Raw genomic sequence first — 20,329 nt, 5'->3', positions numbered from 1 at the left:
TCAGCCCGCGATGGTCCAGCGGCCATTCGCATCGCGCTGGAGGGTGGTCGTGACGAAGCCGAGCGGCTCGTTCAGGGCGTTCGGCACCCAGAGCTCGAGGCAGTCGACATCCACTTCGAGGAAGACGGCCTCGGCGCGCTTCTCGCCGGGGAAGAACGGATCGTATTCCTCACGCCAGCGCGCATCGACCTCGGCGGGATCGAAGATGAGGTTGGCGACGCCAGCCGCGGCCACGAACGCCCCGCCGCGCGGGTGGCAGAGGAGGCTCACGCGCTGGTCGCGCCAGATCTCGTCGACCTTGCGCGTGCGTGCGTCGGTGACAAGCCGTAGCAGCCACCCTTCGGATGGATCGGTCGGCAGCAGGCTCATGGGGCGGCTGCGCGGCACGCCCTTCTCCGACCGCGTGACCAGCCAGCACGCACGCGAGCGCGCGAGCGTTTCGGCAGCTTCGGACAGCAGTTGCGATAGCTGGGTCATCGCGGAATCCCGGTCGAAGCATCGATAGGCGCCGGTTCCTTGTCCCCCGGCCCGAGCTGCGTGAGCTTCGACCACGACCAGTACGCACCATCCGGCGCAGGGATGCTCCCCGCCGAGGTGTCGCCCCACGTGAAGATCGCGCCCCGGCGCCCGGTGGAGAGATTCTTGACCCCCACCGCGAGGGAGCCGTCCTCCAGCCGCGCGAGCTTGAAGCTGCGCATCGCGGTCTTGCTGCCGTACTCCTCCGGATTCGTCGCCGGCCGCGCGGCGAACTCGAGCATGTTCGCCTTGCAGCTCACTTCGTTCTTCTGAAAGATCCTGAACGACCATTCGCGCGTGAGGGTCGTGCGGTAGTTCGGATCGCGGTTGATCGAGCGCGAGCGGATCTCGACCTCGCCGCCCTTCTCGAGAACCCAGATCTGCATCTCGCCGCCATAGATGGGAACCGGGATGCCATCTTCCCCGGGGACCTTGTTGGTCGGCCCGCGGCCTGCCCACGTGCCCGCAACCGGCGGCCACGCGTAGACGCCCTGCATCTCCGGGCATCCAAAGGTCTTCGTGCTCACCTTGCCGAACGCGGGATCCGGCAGCGGCGATCCGGCTTCGACGACCTCTTTCTTGCCGCAGGAGGCTGCGAGCGTGAGGAGCGCTGCGAGCAGGAGTCGCAGCGCTGCCGAGGGAAGCGTCAAGTGCGGCGGACGTCCACGAAGTGACCGGCGATCGCGGCCGCGGCGGCCATCGCGGGGCTGACCAGGTGCGTACGACCGCCCGCCCCTTGCCGCCCTTCGAAGTTGCGGTTCGACGTGGACGCGCAGCGTTCACCGGCCTCCAGCTTGTCGTCGTTCATCGCGAGGCACATGGAGCAGCCCGGTTCGCGCCACTCGAAGCCGGAATCGCGGAAGATGCGGTCCAGCCCTTCCTTCTCGGCCTGTGCCTTCACGAGACCGGAGCCGGGAACGACCATCGCCAGCTTCACGTTGCCGGCCACGCGCTTGCCGCGAACCACCGAGGCGGCCGCGCGAAGGTCTTCGATCCGCGAGTTGGTGCACGAGCCGATGAAGACCTTGTCGATGGCGATGTCGGTCATCGCCTTGTTGGGTTCGAGGCCCATGTAGATGAGCGCGCGTTCCATCGCCTCGCGGCGAACCGGGTCCTTCTCCTTCTCCGGATCCGGCACGCGGTCCTCGATGGAGACGACCATCTCGGGCGATGTACCCCAGGTCACCTGCGGCTTCAACGACGCGACGTCGATATCCACCGTGCGGTCGAACACCGCACCTGGATCGGAGACGAGCGTGCGCCAGTAGACCGCGGCTTTCTCGAACGCCTCACCCTTCGGCGCGAACGGACGCCCGCGAAGGTAGTTGATGGTGGTGTCGTCCACGGCAACCATGCCGGCGCGCGCGCCGCCCTCGATGGCCATGTTGCAGACCGTCATGCGGCCTTCCATGGAGAGCGACCGGATGGCCGAGCCCGCGAACTCGATCGCGTAACCCGTGCCACCCGCGGTGCCGATCTTGCCGATGACGGCGAGCACGATGTCCTTGGCCGTGACGCCGCGCGGCAGGTCGCCTTCGCAGCGCACCAGCATGGCCTTGGACTTCTTCTGGACCAGGCACTGAGTGGCCATCACATGCTCCACCTCGGAGGTGCCGATGCCGTGGGCCAGCGCCGCGAAGGCGCCGTTGGTGCTGGTGTGCGAATCTCCGCAGACCACCGTCATGCCGGGCAGCACGCCACCCTGCTCGGGCGCGATCACGTGGACGATGCCCTGGCGATGGTCCTTCATGCCGAAGTACGTCTTGACCTTGAACTTCTCGATGTTCTGGTCGAGCGTTTCCACCTGAAGGCGGGAAATCGGATCGGCGATCGGACGGTCATTCCGCCCGACGGTGGTGGAGACGTTGTGGTCCGCGGTCGCGACGATCGAGCCCTCGCGCCAGAGCGGCCGGTGCGCCACCTCCAGGCCCTCGAAGGCCTGCGGGCTGGTCACCTCATGGACGACGTGGCGGTCGATGTAGAGGAGGCCCGTGCCGTCCGCATCTTCGCGGACGAGGTGGGAATCCCAGAGTTTTTGGTAGAGGGTGCGAGCGGTCATGGTGAAATTATACGACCGCCACGGGTCAGCTACCATTTACGCCATGTGCAAGACACTCAAACTCAAGGTCCGATTCAACGCCCCGCCCGCGACCATCTACGGCCTGCTCGCGGATTCGAAGAAACGCACGGCCTTCACCGGCCGCAAAGCCAATCTCAGCAGCAAGGTTGGCGGTGCGTTCTCGGCCGACGCCGGCAAGGTGAGCGGCATCAACGTGGAGCTCGTGCCCGGCAAGCGCATCGTCCAGGCGTGGCGGCGCGACGACTTCCCGGAGGGCGTCTACTCGATGGCCGCGTTCGTTCTCACGCCCACGCCCACTGGTGGCACGGAGCTGGTCCTCACGCATCGAGGAGTGCCCAAGGCCCTCCTCGACAGCACCGAGGCCAACTGGCGCAACGACTACTGGGCCGGCATCAAGGCGTACTTGTCGCGGCACCCAGACTGACGAGAAGGTCGTCCAGCTGGTCGAACTGCTCGGGCATGATTCCGCCGCCATTCGCTTCGAGGGCTTCCTTCGAGGGATAGAGCTCGGAGAGGACCACCCGCGTCTTGCCCGCCTTCTCCTCGAAGGTCACCGTGGTGACGGCGCCGTCGGGGCTCTCGTCGTTGGACCACACGAGGCGCGAGTTCGGTACCACTTCGAGGTACTTGCCGAAGAACGCCATGGGCTCCGAGGCCCCGTGGCGCAGCATCAACCGGTAGCCGCCCCCGACGCGGACGTCCATCTCGCAGGAGACGATGGTCACGCCCATCGACTTCGGGATCCACCAGCGCTGGAAGAGCTCCGGCTTCGTCCACGCCTCGAACACCATGCGTGCCGGGCCGTTGACTGTGCGAGTCACGACCACTTCGCGCTCGGACTTCCGCTGCACCTCAAATTCGTTTCTTGCGCCCACTCGCCTTCTCCTTTCGTTTCAATTCGTCGACAACCGTGTCCAGCTCGTCGAAGCGTGCGGCCCAGAGCTGGTGGTAGCGCTCGATCCACGCGGCCTCTTCCTCCAGCCGGCAGCTGCCGAGCTTGCAGGTCCGTACTCGCCCGACCTTCTCCGTGGTGACGAGCCCCGCCTCCTCCAGGATGCCGACGTGCTTCTTCATGCCCGTGAGGGTCATGCCGAACTTGTCGGCCAGGTCCGTGATCGAGGCATCCGCACGTGCGAGCTGCTCCAGCACGCCACGGCGGGTGACGTCCGAGAGCGCGGCGAACGAGGCACTGAAGTGGGCAGGTGAATACTGAACCATATGGTTCAGTATTCCACAAGGCTTGGCCGAAAAGCAAGGGGTCAGAGTCGTTTATTCGTAGCGGTCTGACCGGACTGCTGTCCGGGTACGCTACGAATAAACGACTCTGACCCCTCGATTTTCAATTCTCACTTCACCCTCTTGAACTCCATGACCCAGTTCGTCTCCCACGGCCCCGAATCCGTAGACAACGCCTGCTCCCAGCGCGCCGTAGTCGCCGTGATCTTCGACCAGATGAACCTCGTACGAACGCTCTTCCCGCCAACGATGCTCTCGGAATAGAACGTCCCCACCCCATCGACGAAGCGCCCCTTCACCGGCGGATCGAGCACGCCATGCGGATCGCGCCCATCCACCCACCAGATCGCCCACAGATCCGTCTTCGCATCGTAGGTGCGCATCGCCATGCCGCGGGCGATGCCGCCGGGCTTGTCGAAGACGTTCTCCTCGATGCACGCCATTCCGCCCATGGCCGGGCGCGTGACGGACGTGCCGCTGAACTCCAGCCAAGTACCGTCGGCGCGCAGGGTGCGGTGCTGCACCGTCCACTCGCCGAACTCGAAATCGAAATCACGCATGCTGGCTCCCACGGAAGACACGATGAAAAGGCAAAGGGCGCAGATCAGTCGGGCCGTCATTTCACGCGACGGTGTTCGTTGACCCAGTTGGTCTCCCAGGTCTTGCCGTCGTCATACGAGAACGCCTGCTCCCAGCGTGCGCCGTCGGGGCCGACCTTCGTCCACTTGTAGACCACCTTCACGGGCCGGCCGCCGTCGGTGTCGTCGCCGTAGAAGAGACCGACGTCGCCCTCGAAGCCACCGACCTGGCCGGGGACGTCCATCTTCCCGTCGCGGCTGTTCACCCAGTAGATCGACCACTGCTTCTTCTCGAGGTTGAAGTGGCGAAAGGTGACGCCGTTCCAGCCCTTGGTCGGGAAGAGCACCTCGTCCACGTTGGCCACGCAGTTCATCAGCACGTGCGCGGTGACGGTGGCGGGGAAGACGTCCCAGTCCTTCGGGTCGGTACTGCCCAGGCCGCGCTTCATGAGGCGGCGGTTCACCATCGTCCACTTGCCGTCGAGGAAGTCGAAGTCGTGCACGTCCCCCGTGCCCTCGAGCGTGTACTTGAACGGCGTGCCCCAGCGCTGCAGCGAGTACGCGGTGGGGATGAGCTCCATCGTCTGCGCGGGGGACGCGAGGTATTTCGCAAGCTCTGCTTCCGTATCACTCCATCCTCTCAACCCCGCAATCGTTTTCTTCTGCAGCTCGTATTCATCCCGGCTGCCATACGCCGCGAACCACACGAACGCATGCTCGCCCGCCTTCGTGACCGGGATGCGCGGGAAGTTGTCGGGCGCGTATTCGGTGGAGAGCTGCGCCACCGACGGCGCACCAGCCGCCGCCATCGTAGGCGCCAGCCGTTCCTTCCAGAAGGCGTTGAAGCCGTTCTCGGCCGGCGCGTTCAGCAGGTAGATCGTGGCGACCATGAAGGCCGTCATCTTCTTCGCGAGCGTGAAGCCGGCGCTGTCCACGGGCTTCAGCAGGCGCACGTCGCCGATGTCCACGAGCGTCGCGTTCACGGGCCCGGCGCTTTCCTTCCACACCGGGGCGTTGTAGAAGGCCGGCAGTGCCTTGCCGCGCGTCTCCATGCTGTCGTAGCCGCGCAGCCAGAGGAATTTGTTGGGGTCCTTCGCGTCCCGGAACTGGCCGAGGATGCGCTGGCCCCTGGACTCGAGCTCCGGGATCAGCTTCTCGAACAGGCCGTTGAACTCGTCGCGCTTGCCGGGCTGGGTGATGTAGGGCCGGAACTCGAGGACTCTCGTGTCTTGCTGGATATCTGCCATGGGGCCTCCCTGTGTTGTGCCCCCATGCTGCGGCCCGATACATGACAGCCCATGTCATGTATTTTCGATATCCTGTACGAATGCGTGCCGGCCGACTGCTCCAGGTGTTGATGCTCCTCCAGGGCGAGGGGCGGATGAGCGCCACCCGCCTGGCGGAGAAGATGGGCGTTTCGGTACGGACGATCCACCGCGACATCGAGGAGCTCTCCGCCTCCGGCGTGCCGGTGGTGGCCGACCGCGGCGCCACCGGCGGTTTCTCGCTCATGGAGGGCTGGCGTACGCGGCTCACGGGCCTCACGCCCGTGGAGGCCACCGTGATGTCGTCGCTGCCCGATTCCTGGCAGGCGGATTCGCGGCGCGTGGCTTCGCGGTTTCACCTGGATCCTGTCGGTTGGTATCGCGCTCCCGCTCGTGCGGATCACTTGGCGGCTGTCGCCGATGCCGTGTGGAAAGAGCGGCGGCTGAAGATCCGCTATGACAGCTGGAAGGGTGTTTCAGAGCGGACGATCGAGCCCCTGGGCCTCGTGCTCAAGGGCGGCGAGTGGTACGTGGTGGCGCAGACGGGAAAGGGCCACGCGACGTACAAGGTCGCGAACATCCAGGCGGTGGAACGATTGGGCGCGACGTTCAGGAGGCCCGCGAAGTTCGACCTTGGCAGCTATTGGACCGAGTCGCTCGAGCGGTTCTCGGCGGGGCTTTATCGCGGGACTGCGGTGGTTCGTGCTTCTGCGCTGGGGCTGAAGAGGTTGAAGCTACTGAGTGATGCCGTGGCGAAGGCGGTGGAGCGGGCGCCGGAGAAGGTGGATGCACGCGGATGGCTTGAAGTGGAGATACCGATCGAGTCGGTGGAGCATGCGGCGATGGAGTTGATCAAGGTGGGTGCGGAGTGCGAGGTGGTGGCGCCGCGGGAGCTGAGGGCGATGATGGCTAGCGTAGCGTCGGAGCTTGCCGGGTTGTACGGGCCGCAAAAGCCAGCGAGAAACACTGCTTAGTGTGCCTCCTACCCCTCACGAGGCGCTCAAGTCGCTATTCCACCCAATTGGATTGAGCCAACTCCTGTGCAACGCCTAAAATCAGGCGACTTTCGTTGACCAACGACACATTCGCCGATACGATTTTAGTCACGCACTCACGCACGCTCCCAGCGCAAATGTCCAAGAAAACATCCTCCCTAGAATGCGTTGAATTATTTGCTGGTGCTGGAGGACTTGCTCTGGGATTTTCAGCATCGCGCGTCAAGCATTGCGCGATTCTTGAATGGAATAAGTACGCCTGCGACACAATCCGGGCCAATCGTCGCGCCCATGTTGCCGCCTTGGCGGGCTGGCCCGAACCGCTAGAAATCGACGTGCGCGACGTCGACTTTTCGAAGTACTCGGACGCTTCGATTGTAAGCGGTGGGGTTCCGTGCCAACCATTTAGCATGGGGGGACTTCACAGAGCTAATCTTGATCCGCGCGACATGTTTCCCAGCGCGATCCGCGCTGTGAGGGAAGTATCCCCGAAGGCGTTCGTCTTCGAGAACGTTCGGGGGCTCACGAGACCGTCGTTCGCTAACTACTTTGAGTACATCCGCCTATGCCTTGAGTTTCCTAACCTCGTACCCAAGCGAAACGAGGAATGGGAGGAGCATCTGGCTAGACTCGAGCGACACAAAACGAAGGGGGGAATGCCGGAATACCGCGTCGTAGCCCGGGTACTAGATGCGGCGGACTACGGCGTACCTCAACGGCGCCATCGAGTGTTCATAGTCGGCGTAAAAGCGTCACTAGAGAAGGAATTTACGTTCCCTGATGCAACGCATTCCCAGACCAGCTTGCTATTTGATCAGTACGTATCCGGTGAGTATTGGGAGCGACACAAGATTGCGAAGAAGCGCCGTCGCGCGCCAGGGGCCACGCTTGAACAAAAGATCAATTCGATTAGGGACGTTCTTCACGAAACAATGTTGCTTCCGTGGAGGACGGTTCGGGATGCGATTTCGGATCTTCCCGACCCAACAAAAGGAGGGGACGGTGTCCAGGCGCACGTCTATCAACCGGGCGCCAGATCGTACGCAGGACACACCGGAAGCCCATTCGACGAGCCAGCAAAGGCGCTAAAGTCGGGGGTTCACGGCGTTCCCGGTGGCGAGAACGCCCTACGAGATCTTGACGGTAATGTTCGCTACTTCACAGTAAGGGAAAGCGCACGTCTTCAGTGTTTCCCTGACGAGTTTTCGTTTTCAGGCTCGTGGAGTGAAGCGATGCGCCAGCTTGGCAATGCCGTACCCGTACGTCTCGCATCCGCCGTCTCGAGCCGAGTGGTCGCTACGATTGGCTAGAGAGTTTTGCCGAATTTGTACCGGTGAGTTTCGTTGTACAGGATCATGTGGCTTGGGAATACCGTCGCCTGCCACTTGAGCTGATCAGCAACAAGCTTGAGCAAATCGCGTGCAGACATGGCATCGCCCGAGACTTCGACAAAGACGTCGCGGTACGCAGTGTGCCCCTTGCGATAGCTGCCCTTTTTCCCGTCTGCCTCTTCAACCTCATAGCGAAGAAGGTAAGGCAGACTCTGCTTAAGCAAGACTAAGAGATCCAGCGCCGAATACCTTCCAGCTTTGACTTCGGCGACCGCCCACTCATCGACAATCGGATATTGCATGTCGAAGCCATCTGGTCTCTTGTCTGTCAGCTCGCGATGTCTACCGGGATCATGCGGCCCGAAACCATTGCCGTTCCATTCGCAGAGACCCGCGCGTCGGAAGTGGCGGATCAAACTGGTTTCTGGGGCTAGTGCGGTCCAGTTCGCGGACACATACAGGGCAGAAAACGTCATCTCGTCGAGGTGAATGTTCTTGCGCCCGCTAATCTTGCATCGGTGGTCGTCCAAGCGCGTACGCAGATTGTCCGCCTTCCCCACGTACACGAGGCTACCCGACCGGTACAGGCCGTATACGCCCTGCTCCGTTCCAAGCTGCGGCACGAATGGCGAACGCAGAGGTGCTGGAGTCAGGTTCGAAAGCGCTTGCTCCAGTTGCTCCGCGAGTGCCTTTACAAGGTCAAGGTCAAACTGCCTGTGAAATTCCCCCACAGTCGCGCGTTTCGCAACTGCGGCATGATCGTGGGGTTTGGTTTCTCTCGCTGGCATCGTTTCAGCTCTGGTCAACTCCAGATTCGCACGCATGACTACCAAGCTACGAACAACTGCCGCACGGTCCGCACAGATGGCCAAGGTCCGCAGCAGAGGCAACGCGTCGACGGAGTTACGCCTTGCTCGTATCCTTCGCGCAGCGGACGTTACTGGATGGCGTCGGCATATGCAACTCGCCGGCCGGGGCCGACCAGACTTTGTTTTCCGAGAATCTCGCTTGGCTATATTTGTGGACGGTTGCTTTTGGCATGGTTGCCCAATTTGCGCCAGACCCCTTCCTAGAAGCAACCGCAAGTTTTGGCAAGAGAAGATCTCCGGCAACCGAGCCCGAGACCGTAGGCAGTCTAAGCAACTGCGCGATCAGGGTTGGAAGGTACTACGAATCTGGGAGCACTCTTTTCGACGCCCAGAAGCTGTGGTGCTGCGCATACGCAACCAGCTGAGGGTGCCCTAGAAAAAAAGGAGAGGTCGATGCGCCACAAAGACATTCGCGTGCGTACCGTAAGTGACATCCTCAGCGCACTAAAGAAACAATCGGCCAGAGGCGCCAACACATGGTTCCGCGGACACGCGGTTGAAAAGTGGCCACTTGTGCCCTCCCTGGCGCGAAAGAAAAGCCATTTGCTCGCAGAATCGGCGCTAATCAAGCGGTTCATGCAAAACGCTGTGCCCCACATAGATCGCCCCCCCACTCAGGAGTGGGAGTGGATGTTTCTGATGCAGCATCACCGCGCACCAACCCGGCTCTTAGATTGGAGTGAAAGTCCGCTCGCATCCCTATACTTCGTGGTGAGCGACCCGAGGCACAGTCGCCGGGACGGAGCGGTGTGGTGTCTTGACCCCACCGCACTGAACAGCGAAGCGCGAATAAGTGGATTCAAGTTCGAGAGCGAAATCCCAGCCTTTGGAATCGACGACGTTCTTGATAGTTACTTACCCAGTCGGGTGGACAAGACGACGTCAACGATGCTTCCGGTGGCAATCATGGGACCGAGGAACACCCCACGAATGGCAGCGCAACTGGGCGTGTTCACTATCAATCATCGAGATCACCGGCCGCTCGAAGGAATTGGCAAGGGCGATCATGTTTGGCGATGGATTGTCCCTGCCGCATCGAAATCCGCTTTGAGGAACGAGCTCGCCTTCCTAGGGTTCACAGCGCTGACGCTGTTCCCCGAGCTTGACCGAGTCGCGGACCTCGCGAAGGAGCTACTGCAATGAGTTTCGGAATCACTGATCTGCGAAATAGCACCGTCTGGCAACTCTATCGGATGCGCGAACAGATCCAAATCGACCCTGAGTACCAACGCCTTGGGGACATCTGGGCACCAGATAATCGACAACTGCTAGTTGACACTATATTGAATGGGTTCGACGTCCCAAAGATCTATCTTCACAAATTCCCAAAGCCGATCTTGAAAGGTGGAAAGACGTACGAGTTCGCAATTGTCGACGGGCGGCAGCGGCTCGAAACCATGTGGGCGTTCATAGAAGGGAGAATTACTCTCGACGATGAGTTCAAGTACTTCAAAGAACCGAAAGTGCTCGCCGGCGGAATGACTTATGAGGAGCTCGGGCAGTCATATCCAGATCTAAAGTCTGACTACGATGGATTTGTACTCTCTGTTGTGTTGATCGAGACTGACGACCTCGAAATGATCGAGGAGATGTTCTCCCGCTTGAACGAGGCGGCGCCTCTGACGGCCGCCGAAAAGAGAAACGCACTCGGCGGCCCGATGCCCATCGCAATTAAGAAACTCTCGAAGACCTCGCTCTTCACGAAGAAGCTTCCGTTTCCGAACAAGCGATATCGCCACTTTGATCTTGCAGCCAAGTTTCTGCTCACAGAAAGAGAGAGAAAAGTCGTCGACACGAAGAAGACACAACTTGATGAATTCGTAGAGGAGTACAAGGCAAAGCCTCGAAACAAGCTGCCCACCTTCGTAAAGACAGCCTCTGAAACCGCGGCCGGGATGTCGAAGGTGTTTGGAGACAACGATCCGCTATTGCGGCAGCTTGGAATGGTGATGGTCTACTACCACCTCTTCCGAGTAGCGCGAGACAACAAGTGGAGCGCATCCGTAACAAGGAAGAAGCTCGTAGATTTCAATCGAATGCGAGACGAAAACAGGGCTGCGGTGGAACAAGGCAATAAGAAGGTGGATCTTGATCTCGTCCAATTCGAGCGGTACGCGCAATCGCCAAACGACAGCGCAGCAATCAAGTTTAGATTGCAGTTGCTAGCCAAACGCGCATTCGGTCGCACGCTCAAGCTCGGTGAACTATAGACCCACGCGAATGGACACCTGAAACGTCGACGGCGCTAGGTCAAAGTTTTTTGAAAGAGGGCCTCGCACAACGAACAGGCGTGGCGAGATCCTGAATTGAAATAGGCGATAGAGGTAATAGCGATCCACGTTGCTCTCGGACACCTCGACTTCGTTATGAGAAGCGAAGAAGGGTGTTTCCTCGCCGTACTTGGTGGTCTTGACTTCAATCAGTCGCTCTCGCCCGTCATCTTCAAACGACAGAATGTCGAAACCAATTGAATCGCCACGAGACAATGAGCAGTGCTCAACCCTTTCCGCCAAATGCCCCCTGCCCATCCGGGCCAGTCGCGCCCTCTCGAACTCAATAACAAACTTTTCTCCCGCCAAACCTAGCGACCTATTTCGAGCTTCCAGCTCGAGATAGTTCACCGAGAGGCGTGGTCTACATATCGGCTTCTCGAGAACTTGCCTGGACTGGCGAGCTCTTGGAGCGTCAGTGAGAACAGCGAGAACGTCATTGATCTCCGGCGCGATCCCGGCGAGATTCGCGTCCTCGCGGGCCGTCGCACATAGGCGCGAACTACCGAAGAGCTTATCCGCGACTACTTCCGCAAGTAGCGTTTGGTAGTTCCCTCTTGGCTTGTAGCCCACAATGTATGGAAACCCAAGCTCAATAAGAATCGCGCTAATGTTCGCGTGCTTAAACTCAACCGAACCCTCCGAACGATTTCGGAGACGCTCCACGAGCTTGCGGCGATGTTCCGTCTTGCTGTACGGGAGGCCCGAAAGCTCTGTGCCGAGCATTTCGAAGTAGTCGGCGACAATGGCTTCCACCTCTTGCTGAGACCACGGTTCGATCTCAGGGGCGCTTCCATGAGCGGAAATGAGTGTCTCGTTGCCCACGGATCCTCACCGCACTGTCGCACCTGCGAGCGTAAGAGCCCGATGTCGCAAAGCGTGGTCCATCAGCACTAGGGATAAAAATGCCTCTCCAATAGGAGTTGCTCGGATACCGACGCAGGGGTCGTGTCGGCCATGCGTTTCAATTGTTGTCGCATTTCCTTCGACGTCGATCGTCTTCCTCGGCAATCTGATTGACGATGTCGGCTTAATCGCAATTGATACCAGGATATCCTGCCCCGTCGAAATCCCGCCCAGGATCCCGCCCGCGTTGTTCGACAGAAATCCCTCCGGAGTCATCTCATCGCCATGCTCCGTCCCCATCTGCTCTATGGAATGGAATCCGGCACCGATCTCCACGCCCTTCACTGCGTTGATGCCCATCATCACCTTCGCGATGTCGGCATCGAGCCGGTCGTAGAGCGGTTCACCCCAGCCAACAGGGACACCTGAAGCCACGACATTGATCCGCGCCCCGCACGAATCGCCGGACTTGCGCAGCTTGTCCATGTACGTCTCGAGCTCGGGCACGCGCGCGAGGTCGGGTGCGAAGAATGGGTTGCCCTCGGCCTCCACGTCCTCCCAATTCTTGAACTCGATCTTGTTCGGGCCGATCTGTGAGAGGTAGCCCCGCACGACCACACCGTACTTCTCCTTCAGCCACTTCTTCGCGACCGCACCGGCAGCAACCGCAGGAGCCGTCAGGCGCGCCGAAGACCGCCCTCCCCCGCGAGGATCGCGAATCCCGTATTTCTTCAGGTAGGTGTAGTCCGCGTGCCCAGGTCGGAAGGAGTTCGCGATCTTCGCGTAGTCCTTGCTCCTCTGGTCCTCGTTGCGAATTAGCAGCGCGATCGGCGTGCCAGTCGTCTTGCCCTCATACACGCCGGAAAGGATCTCGACCTTGTCTTCCTCGCGCCGCTGCGTGACGTGGCGGGAGGTACCTGGCTTGCGGCGGTCCAGGTCGGGCTGGATGTCCGCTTCGGAGAGAAGCATTCCCGGCGGGCAGCCGTCGATAACGCTGCCGATCGCCGGGCCGTGAGACTCGCCGAAGGTGGTGACGGTAAAGAGAGTACCGAGAGTGCTGCCGGACATATGCGCTAGCTCGAGTGAGTTGAGCTAGGAGTTTAGCAGCGGCGACTACAGGTCCGAATTCTTGCGCAAATCGTCGAGCTCGTACGCCTGGCTCGCAACCGCCGGGCGATAGGCGTGCAGGTAAGTCAGGATCCACACGTCAATGGCGATGAAAACCAGCTGGAGCACCACATTGCCGACGCTAAAGCGGTCTCCCGGAAGGATGGGAAACATGGCGAGGAAGCTCAAGATGATCCCAAGGGCGTATACCCACGTAGTCAGGGGTGCACCCCACGGCTGCATCGTCCAGAGACCATAGGTCGCCGTAGCCATGAAGACGGAGTTGCAGAGCAACACGATGCCGCCGATTCCCGCTATGACGCCCGCGATTGGCATGGCGATCATCATGATCACACTGGCCAACGCGCCCAAGAGCGCGTTTAGAACCGAATAGATGCAAATTGCCACAACACCTGGGGGACGGCTCATTGGCCCTCTCTGCAATCAGACTCCAACGTGCCCCGCCCGGTCATAGCGAAAGGGCGATACAAGGCCATCGTACCTTCGCGTGTAGGTCACACGAAACGATCTGCTCACTCAGTACCAAATCTCCATGGGCAGGTTTCTTGAATCCCGAGCGCCGCCACCCAGTGGGCTCGCGGCGCTCTTCGCAACCCTTCGTGCCGTCCATAGCGCGGCAATGGCGTCGTTTAGGTCATCGCGTGCGTACGGACCACCCCGCACGACCAGCCCCGAACGAAATCCGGGCCAGCTTGAGTCAACAATCGCCTCCCTCTCAGCAGCACCCGCAGACAAAGACTTGCGGAGCTGCATGGGTGTCCCGCCGTTCCACGCTGCGAAGCAGACCTCGGGGTGTACTTCCCGGACGACGTCTAAACAATCCGGATGCGCGCGCAGATAGACGTCGACTTCCCGCATCTTGGGAAGAATCGCCACGGACTGTTGACTCAAGCCCCTACCGTCTACGCGGCGGTGCTCCTCGCAAAGTGCTCGGTAGTCGTTCACATTCATTTCAACGACGGATCGAACTGCGGGGGAAAAGACGCTGCTTCCACGCGGCCGCCCCAACATTTGCCTCGCGGCTCGATCACAATCTCGTTGTCCCTCGTTAGAAAAGCCAATCGGGATGTCGACGCAGACGACTTTGCAGCCGCTCAGTTGTCGCATCAGGGCCTCGAGATCCCCCTCCACCCCAGCGCTGACACCCGACGGCCCTTCGAGAACGTAAATCCATCCACCTTTGCACCCGTCGACGCCAGCCAATTTCATGGACTCTCCCTTAGCGACTCTACGGTGCCCCGTGGCCCTCTACCTCGTAAAGATGCTCCGCAGCCACTCCACAGTAGGAATCTCGCGGACATGAACGCGCACCAACGGTACCCGGGCGCTCCGAAGGATGGAGTCCCTCTTGGCATCTTTGTCCACCCTATGCGTCCCGTCGTCCAGTTCGATCACCGCGACGATGGTGAAGTCCGGCAGGCATACCAAAAAGTCAGCGGACTTCTGCCCAATGCGATTGAAGAGCGCCCTCCGTGCCCCAGGGTTGGCTGCTTGCGGCTCGAGGAAACGCGAGAAACCGACCTGAGACAGGACGACGCACTCGGGCATTGCTTCACGCAGGCGCCAATACAGGGTTTGCTCGGGCTCGGAGAGTGGTTTGATCCCGCGATAGGCATCGGGGGCTCCGGATACGGGCGACTTGGTGTTGAGCCACGCCGCGAGGACCACGACGATCACCAGCACGACAACAAGAATCATCCAAAGCATCGCGGCCTCCCCAGCTCGCTAGATGCAAACCCCCAACCCCTCCACCAACCTCCCCATCCCCTCCGCCACCGTCTCCTTCTTCAGCGCCCCATACGCAATCCTGAGGTAGCACCCCTCCACTCCAAAGGTGGAACCAGGCAGCACGGCGACCTTGAACTCCCGGATCAACCTCTCCGCGATCTCCATCGGGTCCTTGCCTGAATCGATCTTCACGAAGCAGTAGAACGCGCCTTCAGCCGGAGGCACGTTCACCTTAGGCGCCAGCCGTCCCAACCTCTCCAGCACCAGCTCGCGTACCTCCGCCAGGTCCTTAACAAACGGCTCCGCATACCCCCGCCCCGCCTCCAAACAAGCAGCGGCAGCGATCTGCGTGACGACAGGAGGACATATCAGCATCGTGTCCTGGATCTTCAGCATCGCGCCCTCGAGATGCTCCGGGTAGGCCATGTAGCCCGTCCTCCACCCGGCGAATCCGAACGCCTTCGAGAGGGAAAAGATCGAGAGGGTGTGCTTCTCCGCACCCGCGATCGACCCGCCCGAGAAGTGCCGGGCGCCGCCGTAGGTGAAGTACTCGTAGGGCTCGTCGCACACGTGGTAAATGCCACGCTCGCCGCACAGGGCATTAATAGCCCGCAGCGTCGCCTCCGGATACACCGCCCCCGTCGGGTTGTTCGGCGTCACGGTCACGATGGCGCGAGTCCTGTCCGTGATCGCCGCGCGCAGCGCATCGACACGAGGCTGGTAGCGCTCGTCGGTCGGCACGCACACCGGCACGCAGCCGGCGATGCGGATCGCCATCTCGTGGTTGAAGTAGTACGGCGTGTTGACGATGATCTCGTCGCCCGGCTGCGTGATCGCGTCCAGCGCGTGGCAGAACGCCATGTTCCCGCCGGCCGTGACCATCACCCGCACGTCCCGGCCAACATGGATGCCGTTCTCCGCGGCGAGCTTGGCGGTGATGCGCTCCAGCAGCCTGGGGATCCCCGCCGCGGGCTGGTACTGGCTGGTCGTGGGCTCCGTGACCGCGGCCGCAGCGGCCTCGAGCGCGGCACGAGGCGGCGGATAGTGCACCACGCCCTGGCCCAGCGAGATGCAGCCGGGCGTTGCGCGCACCATCGCGCCGATCGTCGGGATGATCGGGGTTTGCACCGCGTCCATCCGGGTGCCGAGAGTCTTGCGGTCCATGCCTAGCCCACCTGTTTGTTCAGCTTCCAAGCCATGAAGCCTAGCAGCACGACGGCGCCGATCAACACCGCCCAGAGCAACACCTTTTTCCCGCCATCGGCCGTCACCAGCCGCGAGAAGGAGAAGCCCTTGGGGATGTCATGCATGCCGATGGCCCCCACCTTCGCCGCGGGCAGCTTGTACTCCGCATCCCGCTCGTAGCCCGGGATCAGCGTCGTGAGCGGCAGGTCCGCCCGCTTCGCCAGGTCGTTGCCGAACGCGAGCAGGTACGGCCCGTCCCCGCGCGAGGCGAACACCACCTCCCGCGCCTGGTAGCCGGCCTCGAAGCGCGGCGCGTCCTTCGGAGCACCCGCCTTGGGATCGATCCGCACGCGCCAGTAGCGGCCGGTCACGGGCGCGATGGCCACCGGCTGCGAGCGCACCTCCGCCCCGCCCTTCGAAAGGCGATAGAACGTGGCGCCGACAACTGGGCGCCAGTCCTTCGAGCCCTCGCCGCGCACCGAGATCTCCACCGGGGCGACGGCGTTGGTCTCCGACAGCAGCACGTTCACGCGCGTCACGGGCAGTGCCGCCTGCAGGTCGTACGTGTATTCGCCGGGGAGGTCGCCGCGCAGGCCGCCCACCACGACCGAGAGGAGTTGCTGCTGGCCCGGGACGACTTTCACATGCTCCACGCGCAGGCCCGTCAGGACGAAGCCCGACGTCGAAGAGCTCACGCGCAGGTACTTCACCTTTCGTCCCGCCAGCTCGATGCGCGGCTGCAAGAGCTTGCGGCCGTCCTGCTCGAGGGCCAGCACCGACCCCGTCGCGGCGAACTGCCAGGTCTTGAGGTCCTCGCTCACTTCGATGGTCACGCTCGCCAGGTCGGTGCCGGGTCCCGGTGTCCACTCGATGATCGCGGCCGACACGGGCTCCGTCGTGGCGCTCGCGTCAGCAACCCAAGCCGAGGGACGCTCCAGTTTCGGTGCGGGTCCCTTGGCCGTCGAGGCGCTCCGTACCGAGATCAGCGTTCCCCTGGAATCGGCGCGCACGTCGAGGCTCACGTCGTTCGTGCCGGTAGCCTTGGTCGGGGCACGGATGGGGAAAAGTGGCAGTGCGACCGACTCCTTCACGGGCGGGGTCGCCGGCGGCGCCCCGGAGAACGCGAACGGCAGTGCCTCGCCCTTGGCGTTGAACATTCGCACGTCGGCGAGATCGGGGCGTGCAGCGCGATGCACCTCGAAGGGGACCTCCACGCGGTGCAGGCCTTCGCCACTCGTGACGGTGATGGTGGCTGACGCAGGGAAGTCCGCGAGGGATTCGGCGAATGCAGAACCGGCGAGGGCGACGAGAACAACAGCAGCAACAACCTTCATGCGGATTCCTTGGCTGGATCCCCGCCTTCGCGGGGATGACGAGGTGCGGGCGCGGGAGCCGTGGGTGCCAGGTGCTTCGGCGGGACCGGCGAGAAGTAGCCCACGACGAGCATCAGGATCCCCACGCCGATGAACGACACGATCCGCGCGAGGCCACCCAAGCCGGCGAAGTCCACGAGGGCGAGCTTCGCGACCACCACGGCCATCAGCGCCGCGCCGATCATCCACACCTCGCGCTTGGCCTTGCGCGTCGCCCACACCATGAGCCCGAGCGCCAGCACCGACCAGAAGATGGAGAACGCCGCCTGCGTCACGAACGAGCGCATCCAGGCATCGAGCTGGTACGGCACGTCCGCCCAGTGGTGCAGCGAGCGAAGCAGCACGCCGTTGGCCCAGATGAATGCCGCGATGCCGACCAGCACCTTGCCGCCGGTGCCCTGCAACGACTCGAGTTGCTCCGGACCTTCGCGAGCAAGACCGCGCCACCACGTGACGACGGCGATCGCGATGAGGCCGTGCCCCAGGTCGATGGCGTTCAGCAGCGGCAGGTACGGCAGCGGATCGCTCGGCCCGGGGCGCGTGAAGTTCGCGGCGATGATCCAGGCCAGCAGGCCCGCGAGGATCGGCAGGCCTCCCTGGAGCCGATAGGCGTGCAGGTGATCAACCCCAGGCCAGCGCCGAGCGAAGCCCGCGGAGCTCACGAGCATCACCAGCACCGAAGGCACTACGATCACCGCCGCCGCCGACCAGGCAGTGTGCGACAGCGCGGATACACGCGTGAAGTAGCGCAGCTCGATCGCGCCGATCAAAGCGGCCAGCACGAGCACCACGGCGTGGTTGAGCTCGTAGTACGTGCGAGCCGGTGCTTCGGTCTCGACCAAACGGCGCGCCCAGAGATGCGCCGCGAGCGCGAACGGCCACGCCGCCCATCCCCACCCTGCGAACAAGTGGCTGCGGTCGAAGAGGGCCAGAGCGAACGCCAGCACCATCACGACCAGGAATGCATTGGAGGGCCACGCCGCCTCCCGCCACGTGCCGCGGCGATATCGCGACGCGAACGCCAGTGCAGTAGCCGCGAGGATCGCGAGCACGCCGTTCTCTGCCTGCGCATCCGACAGGAAGTGCGAGAGGTCGTCGATGAGCCCCACGGTCCACCACGCCAACGCCCAGACGAGGTACGTCGGCCGCAACAAACTCATCCCCTTCGGCGTCTCGGCCGCCGTGCGCAGCGCGTAGTGCGAGAAGAGTCCCGCCCCCGCGATGAGCACGAACCCGAGGAATACCCCGTTCACGAAGATCGTGCCTTGCGGGATGGTTCCCGCCAGTATCGCGAGCGCGAACGAGCCGCCCCCCGCGAGCTGCACGAGGGTCCCGAACGCTTGCGGTACCCATCGCCCCTGCCGCGCACCCATCCACAGCACCGCCGCACCTTCGACAGCCCACGCGGCCGACGTCCAGCGCGGATCGAGCGCGAGCGGAATCGCCACGGTGATGAAGACCACGCCCAGCGCCAGGAACGCCCGCACGAGCAGCTTGTACGGTTCGCCGCCGCGCTTGTTGAGCACGGTCGCGAGCAGGAGGTAGAACGCCGCCAGCACCACGGCGGAGATCGCGAGCCCGTACTGCGTGTCGGCCACCAGCGCCGATTGCATGCCGAAGCCCACGAGTGGCACGCCGAAGACGAGGCTGCCGTCGACTCTGCGGCCTGTGGGCGTGGCCTCGCGCCGCGCGAAGAGGATCGCCACCGCCACGTACATCAGGCAGAAGAGGATCAGGAACGGCTCGACCGTCGCGAAGTGCTCGGGCCGGTACGCACGAGCGCCCCACAGCAGGCCGATCACGAACGTGAACGCGAAGCCCAGCAGGTTCAGCGACCGCCAGCTCTTGAACCACGCCGTTGCCAGGATGGCCACGTTCAGCACCGCGAAGTAGCTGAAGAGCGCCACGTGGCTGCCGCTGCCCGTCGACGCCAGCACCGGCGCGATGAAGCCGCCCGCCGCCCCGAAGCCCGCGAGCACCTCGGAGTCCTGCCGCACCGCGAGCCACGTCGCCAGCGCCGCGATCACCACCAGCAGCGGGAACGCCAGCTCGGGCGGAATCAGGTGATAGAGCCGCAGCGCCCCGAACACGGTGAGGTACAGCACGCCCACGCCCGCGCCCTGCAGGCTCAGCGCGTAGCCGGGCTTCTTCGCCTTCAATCGCCAGCCGAGGCCCAGCAGCACGATGCCCACGAGCCCGATGCCTGCGATCCGCAGTTCGGGCGGCACGAGGCCCGCTTCCACCGCGTACCGCAGCAGGAACGCGATGCCGATGAACAGCACCACGATGCCCACGCGCGCGATCGCATTGCCGCCCGTGAACCACGCGACGATGGGATTCGGTTTCGGAGGTTCGCGGGGCGGGGGCGGAGGACGCTTGATGGAGGCCGGTGCTGCGGTGGCGGCGGCGGCGGTGGACACAACGGGGGCTTCGACTGAGGCCGACCCAACGGGCTCTCCGACGGAAACCGGCGACGGAACACCAACAGCCGGAATGGGTGGCGGCATCTCGAACGGCTGTCCGACCGGCGTAGCAACCGGGACATCGTCCAGCGTGAACGAAGGCACCGTCTCGCCCGCCATCTTCGCGATGCGTGCCTCGAGCACGGCGACGCGGTTCTCCAAGGCTGCAATGCGTGCGTCCGAAACGCGTGGCGAACCTGGCGTACCAGCCGCGCCGCCTGACGACCCAGCGCCCACGACCGGTTTGGCGTCAGCCGCCTTCGATCCGCTTTTCGCCACGGTCACGATCAGCCCGATGAGCCAGCCCACGAAGCCGAAGACGGTGCCCACGCCAAACCCCATCGCGATGCCGTCCCCCAGCGCTCCGAGCACGAAGCCCACGCCGAAGCCGATCGCCAGTCCCTTCCACATGGTCGCCGTTCTCCTCTTGTTGTCAGCCGGCGCGGTGGATCCGCGTTGTGCGTTGC

The 20,329-nt window shown here is 62.8% G+C and carries 22 protein-coding genes; 6 read left to right on the top strand and 16 right to left on the bottom strand.

Annotated elements, in window-relative coordinates; translation table 11 throughout:
* The 3 genes from DSM104443_RS07945 to leuC are packed head-to-tail and all read right to left on the bottom strand — an operon-like array spanning nt 1 to nt 2,575.
* A complete protein-coding gene (locus DSM104443_RS07945; RefSeq protein ID WP_171091066.1) occupies nt 1-477 on the bottom strand; it encodes a pyridoxamine 5'-phosphate oxidase family protein in 477 nt (158 codons plus the stop codon).
* Nucleotides 474-1,166, bottom strand: a complete 693-nt coding sequence (locus tag DSM104443_RS07940; protein WP_171091063.1) for a hypothetical protein — start codon at nt 1,164-1,166, stop codon at nt 474-476. The genes DSM104443_RS07945 and DSM104443_RS07940 overlap by 4 nt, the downstream gene beginning before the upstream one ends.
* A complete protein-coding gene (gene leuC, locus DSM104443_RS07935) occupies nt 1,163-2,575 on the bottom strand; it encodes a 3-isopropylmalate dehydratase large subunit (RefSeq protein WP_171091062.1) in 1,413 nt (470 codons plus the stop codon). The genes DSM104443_RS07940 and leuC overlap by 4 nt, the downstream gene beginning before the upstream one ends.
* Before the next feature lie 43 nt (nt 2,576-2,618).
* Here leuC and DSM104443_RS07930 point away from each other — a divergent pair, with 43 nt between their 5' ends.
* Nucleotides 2,619-3,020, top strand: a complete 402-nt coding sequence (locus DSM104443_RS07930) for an SRPBCC domain-containing protein (protein ID WP_171091060.1) — start codon at nt 2,619-2,621, stop codon at nt 3,018-3,020.
* Here the strand turns inward: DSM104443_RS07930 and DSM104443_RS07925 are convergent.
* The 4 genes from DSM104443_RS07925 to DSM104443_RS07910 form a co-directional block, all read right to left on the bottom strand.
* Entirely contained in the window at nt 2,989-3,417 is a 429-nt protein-coding gene (locus DSM104443_RS07925; RefSeq protein WP_212757037.1) for an SRPBCC domain-containing protein, read from the bottom strand. The genes DSM104443_RS07930 and DSM104443_RS07925 overlap by 32 nt on opposite strands.
* A gap of 31 nt (nt 3,418-3,448) precedes the next feature.
* Nucleotides 3,449-3,814 carry an ArsR/SmtB family transcription factor gene (locus DSM104443_RS07920; RefSeq protein WP_171091058.1) on the bottom strand — a complete coding sequence of 122 codons (366 nt, stop codon included), beginning with the start codon at nt 3,812-3,814 and terminating at the stop codon, nt 3,449-3,451.
* 128 nt (nt 3,815-3,942) lie between these two features.
* Nucleotides 3,943-4,392, bottom strand: coding sequence for a DUF1579 domain-containing protein (locus tag DSM104443_RS07915; RefSeq protein ID WP_171091056.1), 450 nt, complete (start codon nt 4,390-4,392; stop codon nt 3,943-3,945).
* 56 nt (nt 4,393-4,448) lie between these two features.
* Nucleotides 4,449-5,657, bottom strand: coding sequence for an NIPSNAP family protein (locus tag DSM104443_RS07910; protein WP_171091054.1), 1,209 nt, complete (start codon nt 5,655-5,657; stop codon nt 4,449-4,451).
* A 134-nt stretch (nt 5,658-5,791) separates the two neighbouring features.
* On the opposite strand from DSM104443_RS07910, the gene DSM104443_RS07905 reads away from it, so the two are divergent.
* Both DSM104443_RS07905 and DSM104443_RS07900 read left to right on the top strand, forming a co-directional pair.
* On the top strand, nt 5,792-6,649 hold the full coding sequence (locus tag DSM104443_RS07905) for a helix-turn-helix transcriptional regulator (RefSeq protein ID WP_246232613.1): 858 nt from the start codon (nt 5,792-5,794) through the stop codon (nt 6,647-6,649).
* A gap of 95 nt (nt 6,650-6,744) precedes the next feature.
* Complete coding sequence (locus DSM104443_RS07900; RefSeq protein ID WP_212757035.1) at nt 6,745-7,980, top strand: DNA cytosine methyltransferase; 1,236 nt, start codon at nt 6,745-6,747, stop codon at nt 7,978-7,980.
* On the opposite strand, the gene DSM104443_RS07895 is transcribed toward DSM104443_RS07900, so the two are convergent.
* Nucleotides 7,977-8,825, bottom strand: coding sequence for a GIY-YIG nuclease family protein (locus tag DSM104443_RS07895; protein WP_171091049.1), 849 nt, complete (start codon nt 8,823-8,825; stop codon nt 7,977-7,979). The two genes, DSM104443_RS07900 and DSM104443_RS07895, sit on opposite strands and share 4 nt — an antisense overlap.
* On the opposite strand from DSM104443_RS07895, the gene DSM104443_RS22160 reads away from it, so the two are divergent.
* The 3 genes from DSM104443_RS22160 to DSM104443_RS07880 are packed head-to-tail and all read left to right on the top strand — an operon-like array spanning nt 8,824 to nt 11,080.
* Nucleotides 8,824-9,246, top strand: a complete 423-nt coding sequence (locus tag DSM104443_RS22160; RefSeq protein ID WP_171091047.1) for a very short patch repair endonuclease — start codon at nt 8,824-8,826, stop codon at nt 9,244-9,246. The genes DSM104443_RS07895 and DSM104443_RS22160 overlap by 2 nt on opposite strands.
* A gap of 17 nt (nt 9,247-9,263) precedes the next feature.
* Nucleotides 9,264-10,013, top strand: coding sequence for an FRG domain-containing protein (locus DSM104443_RS07885; RefSeq protein WP_171091045.1), 750 nt, complete (start codon nt 9,264-9,266; stop codon nt 10,011-10,013).
* A complete protein-coding gene (locus DSM104443_RS07880) occupies nt 10,010-11,080 on the top strand; it encodes a DUF262 domain-containing protein (RefSeq protein WP_171091043.1) in 1,071 nt (356 codons plus the stop codon). Before DSM104443_RS07885 ends, DSM104443_RS07880 begins: the two co-directional genes overlap by 4 nt.
* On the opposite strand, the gene DSM104443_RS07875 is transcribed toward DSM104443_RS07880, so the two are convergent.
* The 8 genes from DSM104443_RS07875 to DSM104443_RS07840 all read right to left on the bottom strand — a co-directional run bounded on the left by DSM104443_RS07875 (nt 11,075) and on the right by DSM104443_RS07840 (nt 20,273).
* The gene (locus DSM104443_RS07875) at nt 11,075-11,965 is read right to left on the bottom strand and encodes a protein NO VEIN domain-containing protein (RefSeq protein WP_212757033.1); all 891 of its coding nucleotides are present in this window, start codon (nt 11,963-11,965) and stop codon (nt 11,075-11,077) included. The genes DSM104443_RS07880 and DSM104443_RS07875 overlap by 6 nt on opposite strands.
* Before the next feature lie 6 nt (nt 11,966-11,971).
* Complete coding sequence (gene aroC, locus DSM104443_RS07870) at nt 11,972-13,054, bottom strand: chorismate synthase (protein WP_171091041.1); 1,083 nt, start codon at nt 13,052-13,054, stop codon at nt 11,972-11,974.
* Between the two features lie 45 nt (nt 13,055-13,099).
* Nucleotides 13,100-13,441 carry a hypothetical protein gene (locus DSM104443_RS07865; RefSeq protein ID WP_171091039.1) on the bottom strand — a complete coding sequence of 114 codons (342 nt, stop codon included), beginning with the start codon at nt 13,439-13,441 and terminating at the stop codon, nt 13,100-13,102.
* Nucleotides 13,442-13,630: 189 nt separating this feature from the next.
* Nucleotides 13,631-14,323: a DUF429 domain-containing protein gene (locus DSM104443_RS22155; RefSeq protein WP_171091037.1), complete on the bottom strand. Its 693-nt coding sequence runs from the start codon at nt 14,321-14,323 to the stop codon at nt 13,631-13,633.
* 39 nt (nt 14,324-14,362) lie between these two features.
* Nucleotides 14,363-14,821, bottom strand: a complete 459-nt coding sequence (locus DSM104443_RS07855; protein WP_171091034.1) for a DUF2726 domain-containing protein — start codon at nt 14,819-14,821, stop codon at nt 14,363-14,365.
* Nucleotides 14,822-14,839: 18 nt separating this feature from the next.
* Nucleotides 14,840-16,006 (bottom strand): pyridoxal phosphate-dependent aminotransferase, encoded by a 1,167-nt coding sequence (locus DSM104443_RS07850; protein ID WP_212757031.1) that lies wholly within the window; start codon nt 16,004-16,006, stop codon nt 14,840-14,842.
* Nucleotides 16,007-16,008: 2 nt separating this feature from the next.
* Nucleotides 16,009-17,361, bottom strand: coding sequence for a DUF3999 domain-containing protein (locus DSM104443_RS07845; protein ID WP_171091032.1), 1,353 nt, complete (start codon nt 17,359-17,361; stop codon nt 16,009-16,011).
* Complete coding sequence (locus DSM104443_RS07840; RefSeq protein WP_171091030.1) at nt 17,358-20,273, bottom strand: DUF2339 domain-containing protein; 2,916 nt, start codon at nt 20,271-20,273, stop codon at nt 17,358-17,360. Before DSM104443_RS07840 ends, DSM104443_RS07845 begins: the two co-directional genes overlap by 4 nt.
* Nucleotides 20,274-20,329: the final 56 nt, after the last annotated feature.

The organism is Usitatibacter rugosus, from assembly GCF_013003965.1.
GTDB lineage: Bacteria > Pseudomonadota > Gammaproteobacteria > Burkholderiales > Usitatibacteraceae > Usitatibacter > Usitatibacter rugosus.
The sequence above is the reverse complement of the archived record's forward strand: the minus strand, read 5'-3'. Positions and strand labels throughout refer to the sequence as shown.

Excerpts from the sequence above, each read along its gene's own strand:
- DSM104443_RS07915 (WP_171091056.1), bottom strand. The coding sequence starts at position 4,392 with ATGCGTGATTTCGATTTCGAGTTCGGCGAGTGGACGGTGCAGCACCGC.
- aroC (WP_171091041.1), bottom strand. The coding sequence starts at position 13,054 with ATGTCCGGCAGCACTCTCGGTACTCTCTTTACCGTCACCACCTTCGGC.
- DSM104443_RS07920 (WP_171091058.1), bottom strand. The coding sequence starts at position 3,814 with ATGGTTCAGTATTCACCTGCCCACTTCAGTGCCTCGTTCGCCGCGCTC.
- DSM104443_RS07850 (WP_212757031.1), bottom strand. The coding sequence starts at position 16,006 with ATGGACCGCAAGACTCTCGGCACCCGGATGGACGCGGTGCAAACCCCG.
- DSM104443_RS07865 (WP_171091039.1), bottom strand. The coding sequence starts at position 13,441 with ATGATGATCGCCATGCCAATCGCGGGCGTCATAGCGGGAATCGGCGGC.
- DSM104443_RS07905 (WP_246232613.1), top strand. The coding sequence starts at position 5,792 with ATGAGCGCCACCCGCCTGGCGGAGAAGATGGGCGTTTCGGTACGGACG.
- DSM104443_RS07910 (WP_171091054.1), bottom strand. The coding sequence starts at position 5,657 with ATGGCAGATATCCAGCAAGACACGAGAGTCCTCGAGTTCCGGCCCTAC.
- DSM104443_RS07885 (WP_171091045.1), top strand. The coding sequence starts at position 9,264 with ATGCGCCACAAAGACATTCGCGTGCGTACCGTAAGTGACATCCTCAGC.
- DSM104443_RS22160 (WP_171091047.1), top strand. The coding sequence starts at position 8,824 with ATGACTACCAAGCTACGAACAACTGCCGCACGGTCCGCACAGATGGCC.
- leuC (WP_171091062.1), bottom strand. The coding sequence starts at position 2,575 with ATGACCGCTCGCACCCTCTACCAAAAACTCTGGGATTCCCACCTCGTC.
- DSM104443_RS07945 (WP_171091066.1), bottom strand. The coding sequence starts at position 477 with ATGACCCAGCTATCGCAACTGCTGTCCGAAGCTGCCGAAACGCTCGCG.
- DSM104443_RS22155 (WP_171091037.1), bottom strand. The coding sequence starts at position 14,323 with ATGAAATTGGCTGGCGTCGACGGGTGCAAAGGTGGATGGATTTACGTT.
- DSM104443_RS07845 (WP_171091032.1), bottom strand. The coding sequence starts at position 17,361 with ATGAAGGTTGTTGCTGCTGTTGTTCTCGTCGCCCTCGCCGGTTCTGCA.
- DSM104443_RS07880 (WP_171091043.1), top strand. The coding sequence starts at position 10,010 with ATGAGTTTCGGAATCACTGATCTGCGAAATAGCACCGTCTGGCAACTC.
- DSM104443_RS07895 (WP_171091049.1), bottom strand. The coding sequence starts at position 8,825 with ATGCGTGCGAATCTGGAGTTGACCAGAGCTGAAACGATGCCAGCGAGA.
- DSM104443_RS07840 (WP_171091030.1), bottom strand. The coding sequence starts at position 20,273 with ATGTGGAAGGGACTGGCGATCGGCTTCGGCGTGGGCTTCGTGCTCGGA.
- DSM104443_RS07855 (WP_171091034.1), bottom strand. The coding sequence starts at position 14,821 with ATGCTTTGGATGATTCTTGTTGTCGTGCTGGTGATCGTCGTGGTCCTC.
- DSM104443_RS07930 (WP_171091060.1), top strand. The coding sequence starts at position 2,619 with ATGTGCAAGACACTCAAACTCAAGGTCCGATTCAACGCCCCGCCCGCG.